Here is a 13,893-nt window from a genome sequence, read left to right on the forward strand (position 1 = left end):
AGGGCGGTGCTATGACAGCGACGACCGAGGACCAGGAGCGGACCGACGAGTCCGCCCCACCCGCGCGGAAGGGCGGCCGCCATCCCCTCGCGACGGCGGTCAGTGTCTTCGGTGAACTGCTCATCACCGCAGGTCTGGTGCTCGGCCTCTTCGTCGTCTACTCGCTGTGGTGGACGAACGTGCTCGCCGACCGCGAGGCCGCCGAGCAGGGCCACACCGTCCGCGACAAGTGGGCCGACGGCCCCGGCGCGCTGGACACCAAGGACGGCATCGGCTTCCTCCACGTCCCGTCGATGAAGAACGGCGAGGTGCTCGTCAAGAAGGGCACCGACACCGAAACCCTCAACGACGGCGTCGCCGGCTACTACACCGATCCGGTGAAATCCGCGCTCCCCTCCGCCAAGGAGGGCAACTTCGCGCTGGCCGCCCACCGGGACGGGCACGGGGCGAAGTTCCACAACATCGACAAGGTGAGGACCGGGGACGCGATCGTCTTCGAGACGAAGGACACCTGGTACGTCTACAAGGTCTTCAGCGAGCTGCCGGAGACGTCCAAGTACAACGTCGACGTGCTGGGCGCCGTCCCGAAGGACTCGGGTGTGAAGAAGGCCGGCCGCTACATCACGCTCACGACCTGCACCCCGGTCTACACGTCCAAGTACCGCTACATCGTGTGGGGTGAGCTGGTCCGCACGGAGAAGGTCGACCGCGACCGCACGAAGCCGGTGGAGCTGCGCTGACGCCGGTGGCGTTACGGCAGAGGGCCCCGGTCACCTTCGCGGTGACCGGGGCCCTCTGTCCGTACAGGGTGGGGCGGGTCAGTGACCCTCTCCGCCGTTCGGCCCGCCGAAGATGTTGCCGCCCTCGACCGTGGTCAGGGTGACCGTGCCGCCCTTGTCCACTTCCTGGTTGGGCATCGGGGAGCTGAGGATCACCTTGGCGTCCGGCTTGTCGACCGAACCGGGCTGGAGCGCGACCACCAGGCCCATGCCCTCCAGCTGCGCCTTCGCGTCCTGGTAGCTCTTGTTGAGCAGGTCACCGGGGACGGTCACCTTCTCCGGCTCGGCCGGGCCCTTGGAGACCTTCAGGATGATCGAGGTGTCCTTGCCGACCTTCTCGTTGGCCACGGGGGTCTGCTCGACCACCGTGCCCGCGGGCTTGTCGGAGTCGACATCGCTGCGGCCGATGTTCTTGAAGCCGACCCCCTTCAGCTGGGCGACCGCGTCGTCGTACGAGCGGTCCGTCACCGGAGGCATCGTGAGGAGCTTCTCCGTGGCGACCTTGAGCGTGACCTCGGAGTTCTCCTCGGCCTTGTCGCCGCCCTTCGGGGACTGCTCCAGGACGGTGCCCGGGTCGGCCTGGTCGGACTCGACCGAGGTGACGTTGACGGTGAAGCCCTGCTTCTCCAGGATCTCGCGGGCGTTGTCCTCGGACTTCTCGGTGACGTCCGGCACATCGACCTTCGGCGGGCCGCTGGAGACGAAGACCGTGAGGGTCTCCTGCTCCTTCATCGTCCCGTCCTCCGGCGTCTGGCGGCAGATCTTGCCCTTGGGCTGGTCCTTGCACTCTTCCTTGGGACCGACCTTGAGAATGATGTTGGTGTTGTCGGCCAGCTTCTGGGCGTCCTTCACCGTGGTGCCGACCACGGTGGGCACGTCGAACGCGCCGTCGTCGCCGCCGTCGCCCCCGAAGACCGCCTTGCCGATGAGGATCGCGCCGATCAGCACCAGGATGCCCGCGACGACCAGGAGGATCGTCGAGGTGTTGTTCTTCTTCTGCCGACGGCGGTCGGGGCGGTCGTCGTAGCCGTAGCCGCCGTCGTCCGGGTTGACCGGCGGCAGCATCGACGTGCGCTCGCCACTCTGGTCGGCGGCGCGCAGCGCGGTGGTGGGCTGGTCGTTGTCGTACCCGCCGGGGTAGCCGCCGCCGTAGCCCGCCGCCCCCATCGCGGCCGTCGCGGCGACCGGCTGGCCGTCGAGGCACGCCTCGATGTCGGCGCGCATCTCGTCGGCGGACTGGTAGCGGTAGTCGGGGTCCTTGGTAAGCGCCTTCAGCACGATCGCGTCCATCGCGGGCGTGATCTCGGGGTCGAAGTTGCTCGGCGGCTGCGGCTCTTCCCGTACGTGCTGGTACGCGACCGCCACCGGGGAGTCCCCGACGAACGGCGGCCGGACGGTCAGCAGCTCGTAGAGCAGGCAGCCGGTCGAGTAGAGGTCGGACCGCGCGTCGACCTGCTCGCCCTTGGCCTGCTCCGGGGAGAGGTACTGGGCGGTGCCGATGACGGCCGCGGTCTGGGTCATCGTCATACCGGAGTCGCCCATGGCGCGGGCGATGCCGAAGTCCATGACCTTGACCTGTCCGGTCCGGGTCAGCATGACGTTGGCCGGCTTGATGTCCCGGTGGACGATGCCCGCGCGGTGCGAGTACTCCAGCGCCTGGAGGATGCCCACCGTCATTTCGAGCGTCCGCTCGGGCAGCAGTCTGCGCCCGGAGTGCAGCAGCTCGCGGAGCGTCGAGCCGTCGACGTACTCCATGACGATGTACGGGATGGAGACCCCGTCGACGTAGTCCTCGCCGGTGTCGTACACCGCGACGATCGCCGGATGGTTGAGCGAGGCGGCGGACTGGGCCTCACGGCGGAACCGGGCCTGGAAGGACGGGTCGCGGGCGAGGTCCGCCCGGAGCGTCTTCACGGCGACGGTGCGGCCGAGCCGGGTGTCGTGGGCGAGGTAGACCTCGGCCATGCCACCACGGCCGAGCACCGAGCCCAGCTCGTACCGGCCGCCGAGGCGACGCGGCTCTTCCATAACTGTTCCAGCCCTCTCCGTCAGTCCTGACCGCACCGGTGCGCGGTCCGGCGGTGTGCTGTTCGCGCATACGCTACCGGCCGCGCATCAGCTGATCGGCCCGGAGGCGGTACCTGATATCCGACCGGTATCCGCAAAGGCGCTTGCGCGGCCGGGTGTGAGCGGTGTCACTTCTCGCTGTCGATGACCGCCTTCATGACCGCCTTCGCGATCGGGGCGGCCAGGCCGCCACCGGAGATGTCGTCGCGGGTGGCGTCGCTGTCCTCGACGACGACGGCCACGGCCACCGGAGAACCGCTGTCGGTCTTCGCGTACGAGATGAACCACGCGTACGGGTTCTCGCTGTTCTTCACGCCGTGCTGGGCGGTGCCGGTCTTGCCGCCGACCGTGACGCCCTGGATCTGGGCGTTCGTGCCGGTGCCCTCCTTGACGACGGTCTCCATCATCTGCTGGAGCTTCTGGGCGTTCTCCGCCGAGAGGGGCTGGCTGAACTCCTCCTTCTCGTGCGTGTAGATCACGTCCAGGTTGGGCGCCTTGCGCTCGGCGACCATGTACGGCTGCATCAGCTTGCCGTCGTTGGCGACGGCGGAGGCGACCATCGCCATCTGGAGCGGGGTGGCGCGGTTGGACGCCTGGCCGATGCCCGCCATGGCGTTCTGCGGCCGGTTGTCCTCGGGGTACACGCTGGCGTTCGAGCGGACCGGGGTGAAGATCTCCTTGTTGAAGCCGAACTTGTTGGCCTCGTCGATCATCTTCTGGTTGCCCAGGTCATCGCTGATCTTGCCGAAGACGGTGTTGCAGGAGTAGCGCAGCGCCTTGCGGAGCGAGGCGTTCTCGCACGGGATGCTGCCCTCGTTGGGCAGGTCCTGGCTCGTCTGCGGCAGGCGCCAGGGCAGCGGGGACTTCGTGTCCTCGTCGATGTCGGTGTAGAGCCCGTTCTCCAGGGCTGCGGCGGCGGTGACGACCTTGAACGTCGAGCCGGGCGGGTAGGTCTCGCGCAGCGCCCGATTGAGCAGGGGCTTGTTCTTGTCGTCCTTCAGGGCCGTCCACGCCTTGCTGTCGGACTGGCCGTTGCCCGCGAAGGACGAGGGGTCGTACGACGGGGTGCTGGCGAGCGCCAGGATCGCGCCGGTCCGCGGGTCGAGGGCGGCGACGGCGCCCTTCTTCTTGCCGAGGCCCTCGAAGGCGGCCTTCTGGGCCGCGCCGTTGAGCGTCGTGACGACGTTGCCGCCGGTCCTCTCCTCACCGGTGAACATCGACATCGTCCGGTTGAAGAAGAGCTGGTCGTCGTTGCCGGTGAGGATGCCGTCCTCGAGGTTCTCCAGCTGGGTGGCGCCGAACGCCTGCGAGGAGTAGCCGGTCACGGGGGCCCACATGGGGCCGTCCTTCCAGACCCGCTTGTACTTGAAGTCGCTGCCCTTGGTCTCGGCGGACCCGGTGATCGACTTGCCGTCCACGATGATGTTGCCGCGCTCGTGGGCGTACCGCTCGATGCGGACGCGGCGGTTCTCGTCGCGGGTGTTGAGGTCGTCTGCCTTCACGTACTGCAGGTAGTTGGTCCGCGCGAGCAGGGCGAAGATCAGGACGCCGCAGAAGATCGCGATCCGGCGCAGGGGCTTGTTCACGGGCGGACCACCTGGGTCATCTCGGCGTCGGTCGAGGGTGCGGGGGCCGGCGCGGGGCGGCGGGCGGTGTCGCTGATACGGATGAGGATGCCGATCAGGGCCCAGTTGGCGATCACGGACGAACCGCCGGCCGCGAGGAACGGCATCGTCATACCGGTGAGCGGGATCAGGCCCATGACGCCGCCGGCGACGACGAAGACCTGGATCGCGAAGGCCCCGGAGAGGCCGATCGCGAGGAGCTTGCCGAACGGATCGCGGGCGGCGAGCGCCGTGCGGACACCGCGTTCCACGATGAGGCCGTAGACCAGCAGCACGGCCATCATGCCGGCGAGGCCGAGCTCTTCACCGACGGTGGAGAGGATGAAGTCGGCGTTGGCGGCGAAGCCGATCAGGTCGGAGTGGCCCTGGCCCCATCCGGTACCGAGCGTGCCGCCCGAACCGAAGGACATGATGGCGTTGCCGATCTGCTCGCAGGAGCCGTCCGTCTGGAAGCACTTGAACGGGTCCTTCCAGGCATTCACGCGGGCCTCGACGTGCGGCTCGAAGCTCGCGACACCCACGGCTCCGGCCGCCGACATCAGGAGACCGAAGACGATCCAGCTGGTCCGCTCGGTGGCGACGTACAGCATGATCACGAAGAGGCCGAAGAACAGCAGCGACGTACCGAGGTCGGTCTCGAAGACCAGGATCAGGATCGACAGCGCCCAGATGACCAGGATGGGGCCCAGGTCGCGCCCGCGCGGCAGGTACAGCCCCATGAAGCGGCGGCTGGCGAGCGCCAGCGCGTCCCGTTTGACCATGAGGTACCCGGCGAAGAAGACCGCGATGATGATCTTCGCGAACTCCCCGGGCTGGATGGAGAAGCCGGCGATGTTGATCCAGATCTTCGCGCCGAACTTGGCCGGAAAGAACATGGGAAGGATCAGCAGGAACAGCGCGGCCACCATCGAGATGTACGTGTAGCGCTGAAGGATGCGGTGGTCCTTCAGCAGCAGCAGCACGCCGACGAAGAGGGCCACACCGACCGCCGAGTACATCAGCTGCCGGGGAGCGGACGGGGTGAACACCCCGTAGTAGTTCTCCGCGTCCCTGATCAGCTTCGGCGACTGGTCGAGCCGCCAGATCAGCACCAGCCCCAGCCCGTTGAGCAGCGTGGCCAGCGGCAGCAGCAGCGGGTCCGCGTACCGGGCGAACTTCCGCACCACGAGATGGGCGACACCGCCGAGCAGGACGAGCCCCGCCCCGTAGCCGAACATGCCGGACGGCAGCTTGCCGTCCATGGCCAGGCCCACGTTGGCGTAGGCGAACACCGAGATGGCGATGGCGAAGACCATCATCATCAGTTCGGTGTTGCGCCTGCTCGGTGCGTCGATCGCGCCGATCGTGGTCGTGTTGGTGACAACGCTCATGGTGCTGAAGGCCCCCTACGGCTCTACTTCTTACCGCACTGCGGGACCAGCTTCTTCTCTTCCTCCGAGAGGCTGGGCCCGGGAGTGGGAGTCGTGGAAGTCTGCTCGGACTTGGTGTCGCCACCGGATGTCTTGGCGGACTTGGACGCCTTGGTGGCGTCCGTGTCCGTGCCCTGCGCCTGACCCTCGTCGCCGTGCGCCTTCTCGGCTGCGCGGCGCTGCTCGTCCTTCTTGCAGGCGGACGCCTGGACGGAGAGCTCGCTGATCTTCTCGCGGGCGTCGGCGAGGCTGCCCTCGGCGATCGTCGCCTCGACCTTCTTGCGCTGGTAGGCGGGGAGGTACTTGAGTTCGATCTCGGGATGGTCCGTCTCGACCTTCGAGAGCGAGAGCCAGCCCAGGTCCTGGCTGATGCCCCGGTACAGCGCGACGTTGTCGTTCTTCGCGCCGACGTAGAACTGGGTCTGGGTCCAGCGGTAGCCGCCGTAGAGCCCGCCGCCGACGACGGCCAGGGCGAGCACCACGTACAGGGAGCGCTTGAGCCACCTGCGGCCGCCGCCGCCCTTGACGAAGTCGTCGTCGGAGTACGAACCGAAGGACCCCTCGGGCATCCCGTCGTAGCCGGAGTCGTCGCCGCTGCCGGGCGGGCCGAAGCTGCCGGAGGGCGGCGGTACGGGACGGCCGAGGCCGGCCGCACGGCCCGCGGGCGTCTGCATCGCGCCGCCGTCGTTCAGCTGGGCCGCCTGGTTCTCGGCGACCGCGCCGACGACGACCGGGGTGTCATTGAGCTGCCCGGCCAGGGTGTCGTTGCTGTCGACGTCGAAGACATCGGCGACGATGCAGGTGATGTTGTCCGGTCCGCCGCCGCGCAGGGCGAGCTGGATCAGGTCCTGGATGGTCTCCTGCGGGCCCTGGTAGCTGGCGAGCGTCTCCTCCATCGTCTGGTGGGAGACGACGCCGGAGAGCCCGTCGGAGCAGATCAGATAGCGGTCGCCGGCCCGGACCTCACGGATGGAGAGGTCGGGTTCGACGTGGTCGCCACTGCCCAGCGCGCGCATCAGCAGGGAGCGCTGCGGGTGGGTGGTGGCCTCCTCCTCGGTGATCCGGCCCTCGTCCACCAGCCGCTGGACCCAGGTGTGGTCCTGCGTGATCTGGGTGAGCACGCCGTCGCGCAGCAGGTACGCGCGCGAGTCGCCGACGTGCACGAGGCCGAGGCGCTGGCCGGTCCAGAGCAGGGCGGTGAGCGTGGTGCCCATGCCCTCCAGCTGCGGGTCCTCCTCGACCATCATCCGCAGCTGGTCGTTGGCCCGCTGGACCGCCGTACCGAGCGAGGTGAGGATGTCGGAGCCCGGGACGTCGTCATCGAGCTGGACGAGGGTGGAGATCACCTCGGAACTGGCGACCTCACCGGCCGCCTGGCCGCCCATGCCGTCGGCGATCGCGAGAAGGCGGGGGCCGGCGTAACCGGAGTCCTCGTTCCCCTCGCGGATCATGCCCTTGTGCGACCCGGCGGCGAAGCGCAGGGACAGACTCATGCGCACCTCACCCGTCGGTTCGGGGTACAGCCGGTCTCGAGCCACACTGCCCACCCTCCGGTCGGGAGCCTGGCCGGGTCCGATGCCCGGACCCCCGCGGCTCGCTCGCTCCGCTCGCTCATTCTCGTACTACTTCCGCAGCTCGATGACGGTCTTGCCGATCCGGATCGGCGCGCCCAGCGGAACGGGCGTCGGGGTGGTGAGGCGGGTCCGGTCCAGGTACGTGCCGTTGGTGGACCCGAGATCCTCGACGATCCACTGGCCGTCACGGTCGGGGTAGATCCTGGCATGCCTGCTGGACGCGTAGTCGTCGTCCAGCACGATCGTTGAGTCATGGGCACGGCCGAGCGTGATGGTCTGCCCCTGGAGCGCCACCGTGGTGCCGGTGAGCGTGCCTTCGGAGACGACCAGCTTGGTCGGTGCGCCCCGGCGCTGGCGGCCGGGCTGCTGGCGCTGCTGCGGCGGCGCCGCGTTCTGGCGTCCCTGGGGCGGACGCGCGTCGTTGGCGGTGCGGCGTGAGCCGCGCTGCGTGACGCGCGTTCCGAACAGGTCGCTGCGAATGACCTGGACGGCCACGATCACGAACAGCCACAGAACAGCCAGGAAACCTAGCCGCATGACCGTCAGGGTCAGCTCTGACATTGCCCCCGCTTCACCCTTCGGCTTGCCGGTAAACGATGGTGGTGCTGCCCACGACGATCCGCGAGCCGTCGCGGAGCGTAGCGCGGGTGGTGTGCTGCCCGTCTACCACGATGCCGTTGGTAGACCCGAGATCCTGGATCGTCGAGGGCGTTCCGGTCCTGATCTCACAGTGCCGGCGGGAGACGCCGGGGTCGTCGATCCGTACGTCGGCGTCGGTGCTGCGGCCCATGACCAGCGTCGGGCGGGAGATCTGGTGGCGGGTGCCGTTGATCTCGATCCAGCGCCGTACCTGCACGTTCGGCAGGGAGGTGGGGGTGGCCGGCGGACGCCGGTCCGGACCGCCGTGCCGCCCGGCGCCCGGCGGCGGGCCGGCGGGCATGGGCGGGGCGGAGGTGGGCGGGTAGCCGTAACCACCGGGTGCCTGCGGGGCGGGAGGGCCGGGGTACCCCTGCTGGGGGACTGGCCGCCGTAGCTCTGGCCCTGTGCCGGGCCCTGGCCCTGGCCCTGTGACGAACTCGACGCCAGGGTGCGGCTGCGGACCCGGTAGAGGCCGGTGTCGAGATCCTCGGCCTTCTCCAGGTGGACCTTGATGGGGCCCATGAACGTGTACCGCTGCTGCTTGGCGTAGTCCCGGACGAGACCGGAGAGCTCGTCGCCGAGCTGGCCGGAGTACGGGCTCAGGCGCTCGTAGTCGGGCGCGCTGAGCTCGACGATGAAGTCGTTGGGGACGACGGTCCGCTCGCGGTTCCAGATGGTGGCGTTGTTGTCGCACTCCCGCTGGAGGGCACCCGCGATCTCGACCGGCTGGACCTCGGACTTGAAGACCTTGGCGAAAGTGCCGTTGACCAGACCTTCGAGACGCTGCTCGAAACGCTTCATCACTCCCATGGGGCACCTCCTCCGGTGTCGTCGTCCCTGTACTGCTTACTGATCGTATCCACGCGTCGGGAAATCGGCTGGTTCCCCTTGTCTGCCCTGTGGATGAGTGTCCCCCCTCACACGGATCGTAGAGGTGGCCTCCTCACAGTGTCCCGCACCTTGGGCGCACTCAGGAGGAGTGGGGGGCGACCCTTGGGGGTTCCCGGTTCCTTTCGGACGTTCTGCGTACGTGGGCCGAGCGTGCGGCGAGTGCCCGGTGATCGGGCGGCGAAACAACGGATGTGAATCCACCCTGTCCAGCGTGCTAATCTTCCGGATGTCGCCAGGCGCTCGCACCGAAAAGTGAGAGAGCCCGGAACACCACTCTTGCGCGAGTGGCGGAACGGCAGACGCGCTGGCTTCAGGTGCCAGTGTCCTTAGGGACGTGGGGGTTCAAATCCCCCCTCGCGCACAAGAAGGAAGCCCCCAGGCATCGCCTGGGGGGCTTCTTCAGTTCGGGGCCGGTAGTTCATGGTCGGCCCCTCCCTGTGCTTGGTTTCACGTGAAACGCCCGTTTTACGGGTGCGGAGTGTCACCCACCGCGTTGTAGCGCAGCAGGTACGCGGCGAACCGGGCGAGATCGTCCTCGGTCCAGTCCGCGAGGCGTTCCTGATAGGCCGCGCGCCGGCTGGCCTGGGTGGCGGCGAGGGCCTGCGTTCCGGCTTCGGTGGGGTGCAGAACCTGGATGCGGTGGTCGTCCGGGTCGGGATGGCGCTCGACCAGGCCGAGCTTCTCCAGGGCGCCGATCTGCCGGCTGACCGTGGACTTGTCGAGCATGTAGTGCGCCGCCAGATCGGTCGCGCGGCAGCCCTGCTGGTCGTCGATGTGCGCCAGCAGCGTGTACGAGACGAGCGGCAGCTCGGGGTGGAGCCGGGCCGCGGCGGCCCGCGCGCGGCGGGCGAAGGCGGTCAGTTCGCGCTGGATCACGTCCAGCGACTCCTCGCGTTCTCCGGGGGTGCCTGGCACGGGTTCGCCTTCCTCGAAAGTTCAGTTGTAGAGTACAACGGAAATGGAGTTGTAAAAGCCAACCAGTTGAGTTGTAAAAGCCAACTACCTGGCCAATCGTCTGGAGCCCCCATGTCCGCAGGCCCGAGCGCCGCCGCCGGCTCTCCGGCGGGCGCGCTGCGTCACGTACTGAGCCACCTCGTCACCCCGCTGCTGATGTGCATCGGCATGGGCCTCGCCTACCTCGGCGCCTTCCACGCCCCCGAGCCGCACGACCTGCGGGTCGACGTGGTCGGCTCGGGGCCGTCCGCACAGGTGCTGGCGCAGACCCTCCAGGACAAGGGGGACGGGGCACTGAGCGTGCGTACCGTCGCCGACCGCGCCACCGCGGCCGAGCATCTGCGCACGCAGGACAGCTACGGCGCCTACATCCCCGGCAGGGCCCCCGAACTGCTCGTCGCCTCCGCCTCCTCCGACACCAGCGCGACGGCGGTCGAGAAGGTCTTCACCCAGGTCGCGGCCGGCCAGGGCGCCCCGCTGAAGGTGACCGACACCGCGCCCACGGCCGACGGCGACCCGACCGGCCAGGGAATCTTCTTCCTGCTGGTCGCCGTGAGCATCGGCTCGTACGCCTCCGTCGCCGTGATCGGCGGAGCCGGCGCGGTCCTGCGGCTGCGGGTCCGGGCGGCGCTGGCGCTGGGCGCCTCGCTGGTGGTCAGCGCCATCGGGGCGGTGTTCGCGGGGCCGCTGTTCGGTCTCGTGGATCACGGGCTCGCGGGGCTCTGGGCCATGGCGTGGCTCTACTCGGCGGGCATCCTGCTGATCGGTGTGGGCTTGCACACCTTCCTCAAGCGGTGGACCACGCTCGGCGTGATGGTGCTGTTCGTCATGCTCAACTTCACCAGCTCCGGCGGGATCTTCCGCCCCGAGCTCCAGCCCGGCTTCTTCGGGGCACTGCACTCCTTCTGGAACGGGGCGGGCTTCGTGGAGGGCGTACGCGGCCATGTGTACTTCGGCGGCCACGCGCTGGGCGGGAACCTGCTGGTGCTGTCCCTCTGGTTCGTCGCGGGCCTGGTGCTGACGGGGCTCGCGGGCCTTGCGGAGGCGAGGCGGCGCAGGGCGGCCGCCCTTCCGGCCGTCCCTCCTGCCGCCCCTTCCGCTGCCCCTTCCGCCGGCCCGGCGCGGTCGTCGGCCGAGGAGGAAGAGGAGATGGAGGAGGCGGTCGGAGTCTGAGCGGCTGACCAGCGGGGGAGTCCGGCCCCCGGAGTCATCCCCCCCCGGTCATCCACAGGGGCAGACGGCGATCGGCGTGCGGCGGTACCGTCAGCGGCAGTTGATGTGGGGGCAGGTACCCGGCGGCTGCGCCGGGCGGGGGCGGGGGAGGCTGCGCGCCATGGAAACGACCGGGACGGGACTGCCGCCGGTGCGACTCGTCGAACGCGGCGGCGGGGGCGGGATGCTCCCCACGGACGCGCGTGCGCGGCGCATTCCGTCCGTGCCGGGGTTCGCACGCCGTACGGACGGGGCTTACGCGGAGGCCGACGGGGCTTACGCGGCGGCCGGGAAGCGGTCGAAGGAGCGGGGCAAGGCGTTGCGGGCGCGGGTGCCCCGGTCCGCGCACGCCACGCTGGACCTGCCGGCCGGGCGACCGGACGCGGTGCGCGCGGTGGAGGAGTCCAACCAGGGCCGGGTGGCGGAGCTGACGCCGATACGGGTGGGCCGGATGGCCGCCACCCCCTTCGCCTTTCTGCGCGGCTCGGCCGGGCTGATGGCCCATGACCTGGTGGGCACCCCGGTCACCGGGGTCGCCGCCCAGCTCTGCGGCGACGCGCACGCGGCCAACTTCGGGCTCTACGGCGATGCCCGGGGCGGCCTCGTCATCGACCTGAACGACTTCGACGAGACCGTGGCCGGGCCCTGGGAGTGGGACCTCAAGCGCCTCGCGACCTCGCTGGTGCTCGCGGGCCGGGAGGCCGGGGCCGACGAGGACACCTGCCGCAGGGGCGCGTACGACACCGTGGGCGCCTACCGGCGGACGATGCGGCTGCTGGCCCGGATGCCCGCGCTCGACGCGTGGAACGCCATCGCGGACGAGGAGCTCGTCTCCCACACCGACGCGCGGGACCTGCTGGGGACCCTGGAGCGGGTCTCCGAGAAGGCCCGCAACAACACCGGCGCCCGCTTCGCGGCGAAGTCCACGGAGGAGTGCGAGGACGGCGGCCGCCGCTTCGTGGACGCGCCGCCCGTGCTGCGCCGGGTCCCGGACGCGGAGGCCGCGGCGGTGGCGGCGGGTCTGGGGGACTACCTGGGGACCGTCTCCGAGGACCGGCTGCCGCTGCTGGCCCGGTACGCGATCCACGACGTGGCGTTCCGGGTGGTCGGCACCGGCAGCGTGGGCACCCGCTCGTACGTGGTGCTGCTGCTGGACCACCGCGGGGAGGCGCTGGTGCTCCAGGTGAAGGAGGCCAGGCCCTCGGTGCTCGGGCCGCATCTGGCCGCCGTGGGGTTCGCGGTGCCGGAGGCCGCGCACGAGGGGCGGCGCGTGGTGCTCGGGCAGAAGCGGATGCAGGTCGTCAGCGACCATCTGCTGGGCTGGACGACGGTGGACGGACGGCCCTTCCAGGTGCGGCAGTTCCGGAACCGCAAGGGGAGCGTCGACCCCGCCGCCCTGGCCGCCGACCAGGTCGACGACTACGGCCGGATGACCGGGGCGCTGCTGGCGCGGGCCCACGCGCACAGCGCGGACCCGAGGCTGCTGGCGGGCTACTGCGGCAAGAACGACGAGCTGGACGAGGCGGTGGCGGCCTTCGCGGTGAGCTACGCGGACCGCACGGAGGCGGACCACGGGGAGCTGGTCCGGGCGATCGGGGCGGGGCGGATCGCCGCGGAGCGGGGGGTGTAGCGGGGTGCTGGGCGGCTGCCCGGGCACGGGCCGGGGCGCCTGCCGCGGTGACCGCGTGTCCTCGGCGGGACCCGGGGCCATACGCTGGGCGGGTGACCCACGAAGCCGCCGGGGAGCCGATCTCCCGGAACGACGATGACCCGCAGGACGAGGCACGGCCGGACGCCGGTCGGCCGGACGCCGGTCGGCCGGACGACGCGGTGCGGGATGCCGACCGCGGGGCCGAGGCGGAGGCCGGCGCCGGTGCCGGTGAGTCCGGGGGCCGGAGCGGTGCGCGGGAGCGGCCCGAGGCGCGGCTGGCACAGGCGGTGCGGGCGGCCGAGCAGGCGCTGATCGAGTTCGAGATCGCGGTGGAGACGTTCCGGGTCGAGGTGGAGAACTTCTCCCGGTTGCACCATCAGCGGCTGGGCCCGATGTACGCGCGGCTGGACGAGCTCGACGCGCAGATTGCCGAGGCGCGGGCCGCGAAGAGCGGTGACCCCGAGGACCTGCGCAAGGCGCAGGAGGCGCGGTCCATCGTGATGCCCATGCCCGGCGTGGACGAGCTGTTCCACGACTGGATGGACACCGAGGGCCTGTCCCCCGAGGCGTCGGCCATGCTGACCGATCAGACGGTGCGCCCGCCCAAGCGGGTCCGGCCCACCGACGAGGCGCGCAAGCTGTACCGCGACCTGGTCCGCAAGGCGCACCCGGACTTGGCCCAGGACGAGGAGGAGCGGGCCAGGCGCGACGAGTTCATCGCGCGCGTCAACGCCGCCTACGGGCGCGGGGACGAGGCCCTGCTCAATGAACTGGCCGAGGAGTGGGCGGCGGGACCGGCCGCGCCCCGGCAGGAGCTGAGCGAGGCCGACGAGCTCTACGCCCGGCTGGACTGGCTGACCCGGCGCAAGGAACTGCTGACCGAGTGGGCCCAGGAGCTGGAGGAGAGCGCGATCGGCGCCATGCTGCGGATGGCCCCGGACGACCCGGACCACCTGCTGGAGGAGATCGCCGAACAGCTGCTGGGCGAGGTCTCGCAGCGGGAGGCGGAGCTCGCGGCTCTGGTGCAGTAGCGTTTTCGGTGGCTCCGGGCGCACTGCTCCGGTGACCCCCGAGCGCACTGACGAGAGAAGG

Annotated in this window: 10 protein-coding genes, 1 tRNA gene and 1 pseudogene; 5 read left to right on the plus strand and 7 right to left on the minus strand. The window is 70.1% G+C overall.

Annotation, left to right across the window (positions count from 1 at the left end; all coding sequences use genetic code 11):
* Window positions 1–11: 11 nt before the first annotated feature.
* Complete coding sequence (locus NEH16_RS16030; protein ID WP_265543111.1) at window positions 12–740, plus strand: class E sortase; 729 nt, start codon at window positions 12–14, stop codon at window positions 738–740.
* A 78-nt stretch (window positions 741–818) separates the two neighbouring features.
* Here the strand turns inward: NEH16_RS16030 and pknB are convergent, their stop codons facing one another.
* The 6 genes and pseudogenes from pknB to NEH16_RS16060 form a co-directional block, all read right to left on the minus strand.
* Window positions 819–2,807, minus strand: coding sequence for a Stk1 family PASTA domain-containing Ser/Thr kinase (gene pknB, locus NEH16_RS16035; RefSeq protein ID WP_265543113.1), 1,989 nt, complete (start codon window positions 2,805–2,807; stop codon window positions 819–821).
* 167 nt (window positions 2,808–2,974) lie between these two features.
* Window positions 2,975–4,432 (minus strand): peptidoglycan D,D-transpeptidase FtsI family protein, encoded by a 1,458-nt coding sequence (locus tag NEH16_RS16040; protein WP_265543115.1) that lies wholly within the window; start codon window positions 4,430–4,432, stop codon window positions 2,975–2,977.
* Window positions 4,429–5,841 (minus strand): FtsW/RodA/SpoVE family cell cycle protein, encoded by a 1,413-nt coding sequence (locus tag NEH16_RS16045; protein WP_265543116.1) that lies wholly within the window; start codon window positions 5,839–5,841, stop codon window positions 4,429–4,431. Before NEH16_RS16045 ends, NEH16_RS16040 begins: the two co-directional genes overlap by 4 nt.
* A 23-nt stretch (window positions 5,842–5,864) precedes the next feature.
* Window positions 5,865–7,373: a Stp1/IreP family PP2C-type Ser/Thr phosphatase gene (locus NEH16_RS16050; RefSeq protein ID WP_265543119.1), complete on the minus strand. Its 1,509-nt coding sequence runs from the start codon at window positions 7,371–7,373 to the stop codon at window positions 5,865–5,867.
* Window positions 7,374–7,502: 129 nt separating this feature from the next.
* Window positions 7,503–8,015, minus strand: a complete 513-nt coding sequence (locus tag NEH16_RS16055) for an FHA domain-containing protein FhaB/FipA (protein WP_018101923.1) — start codon at window positions 8,013–8,015, stop codon at window positions 7,503–7,505.
* Window positions 8,016–8,025: 10 nt separating this feature from the next.
* Window positions 8,026–8,903, minus strand: a pseudogene (locus NEH16_RS16060) (FhaA domain-containing protein).
* Between the two features lie 359 nt (window positions 8,904–9,262).
* On the opposite strand from NEH16_RS16060, the gene NEH16_RS16065 reads away from it, so the two are divergent.
* Window positions 9,263–9,345 (plus strand) — tRNA-Leu (locus NEH16_RS16065).
* A 104-nt stretch (window positions 9,346–9,449) separates the two neighbouring features.
* Here the strand turns inward: NEH16_RS16065 and NEH16_RS16070 are convergent.
* Window positions 9,450–9,899, minus strand: coding sequence for a MarR family winged helix-turn-helix transcriptional regulator (locus tag NEH16_RS16070; protein WP_073966621.1), 450 nt, complete (start codon window positions 9,897–9,899; stop codon window positions 9,450–9,452).
* 111 nt (window positions 9,900–10,010) lie between these two features.
* On the opposite strand from NEH16_RS16070, the gene NEH16_RS16075 reads away from it, so the two are divergent.
* The 3 genes from NEH16_RS16075 to NEH16_RS16085 all read left to right on the plus strand — a co-directional run bounded on the left by NEH16_RS16075 (window position 10,011) and on the right by NEH16_RS16085 (window position 13,832).
* Window positions 10,011–11,111, plus strand: a complete 1,101-nt coding sequence (locus NEH16_RS16075; RefSeq protein WP_265543121.1) for a hypothetical protein — start codon at window positions 10,011–10,013, stop codon at window positions 11,109–11,111.
* Between the two features lie 160 nt (window positions 11,112–11,271).
* Complete coding sequence (locus tag NEH16_RS16080) at window positions 11,272–12,780, plus strand: DUF2252 domain-containing protein (RefSeq protein WP_265543123.1); 1,509 nt, start codon at window positions 11,272–11,274, stop codon at window positions 12,778–12,780.
* A 92-nt stretch (window positions 12,781–12,872) separates the two neighbouring features.
* Window positions 12,873–13,832 (plus strand): hypothetical protein, encoded by a 960-nt coding sequence (locus NEH16_RS16085; RefSeq protein WP_265543125.1) that lies wholly within the window; start codon window positions 12,873–12,875, stop codon window positions 13,830–13,832.
* Window positions 13,833–13,893 lie beyond the last annotated feature (61 nt).

This window comes from Streptomyces drozdowiczii (assembly GCF_026167665.1).
Classification (GTDB): Bacteria; Actinomycetota; Actinomycetes; order Streptomycetales; family Streptomycetaceae; genus Streptomyces; species Streptomyces drozdowiczii_A.

Excerpts from the sequence above, each read along its gene's own strand:
- NEH16_RS16030 (WP_265543111.1), top strand. The coding sequence starts at position 12 with ATGACAGCGACGACCGAGGACCAGGAGCGGACCGACGAGTCCGCCCCA.
- NEH16_RS16050 (WP_265543119.1), bottom strand. The coding sequence starts at position 7,373 with ATGAGTCTGTCCCTGCGCTTCGCCGCCGGGTCGCACAAGGGCATGATC.
- NEH16_RS16080 (WP_265543123.1), top strand. The coding sequence starts at position 11,272 with ATGGAAACGACCGGGACGGGACTGCCGCCGGTGCGACTCGTCGAACGC.
- NEH16_RS16055 (WP_018101923.1), bottom strand. The coding sequence starts at position 8,015 with ATGTCAGAGCTGACCCTGACGGTCATGCGGCTAGGTTTCCTGGCTGTT.
- NEH16_RS16045 (WP_265543116.1), bottom strand. The coding sequence starts at position 5,841 with ATGAGCGTTGTCACCAACACGACCACGATCGGCGCGATCGACGCACCG.
- NEH16_RS16075 (WP_265543121.1), top strand. The coding sequence starts at position 10,011 with ATGTCCGCAGGCCCGAGCGCCGCCGCCGGCTCTCCGGCGGGCGCGCTG.
- pknB (WP_265543113.1), bottom strand. The coding sequence starts at position 2,807 with ATGGAAGAGCCGCGTCGCCTCGGCGGCCGGTACGAGCTGGGCTCGGTG.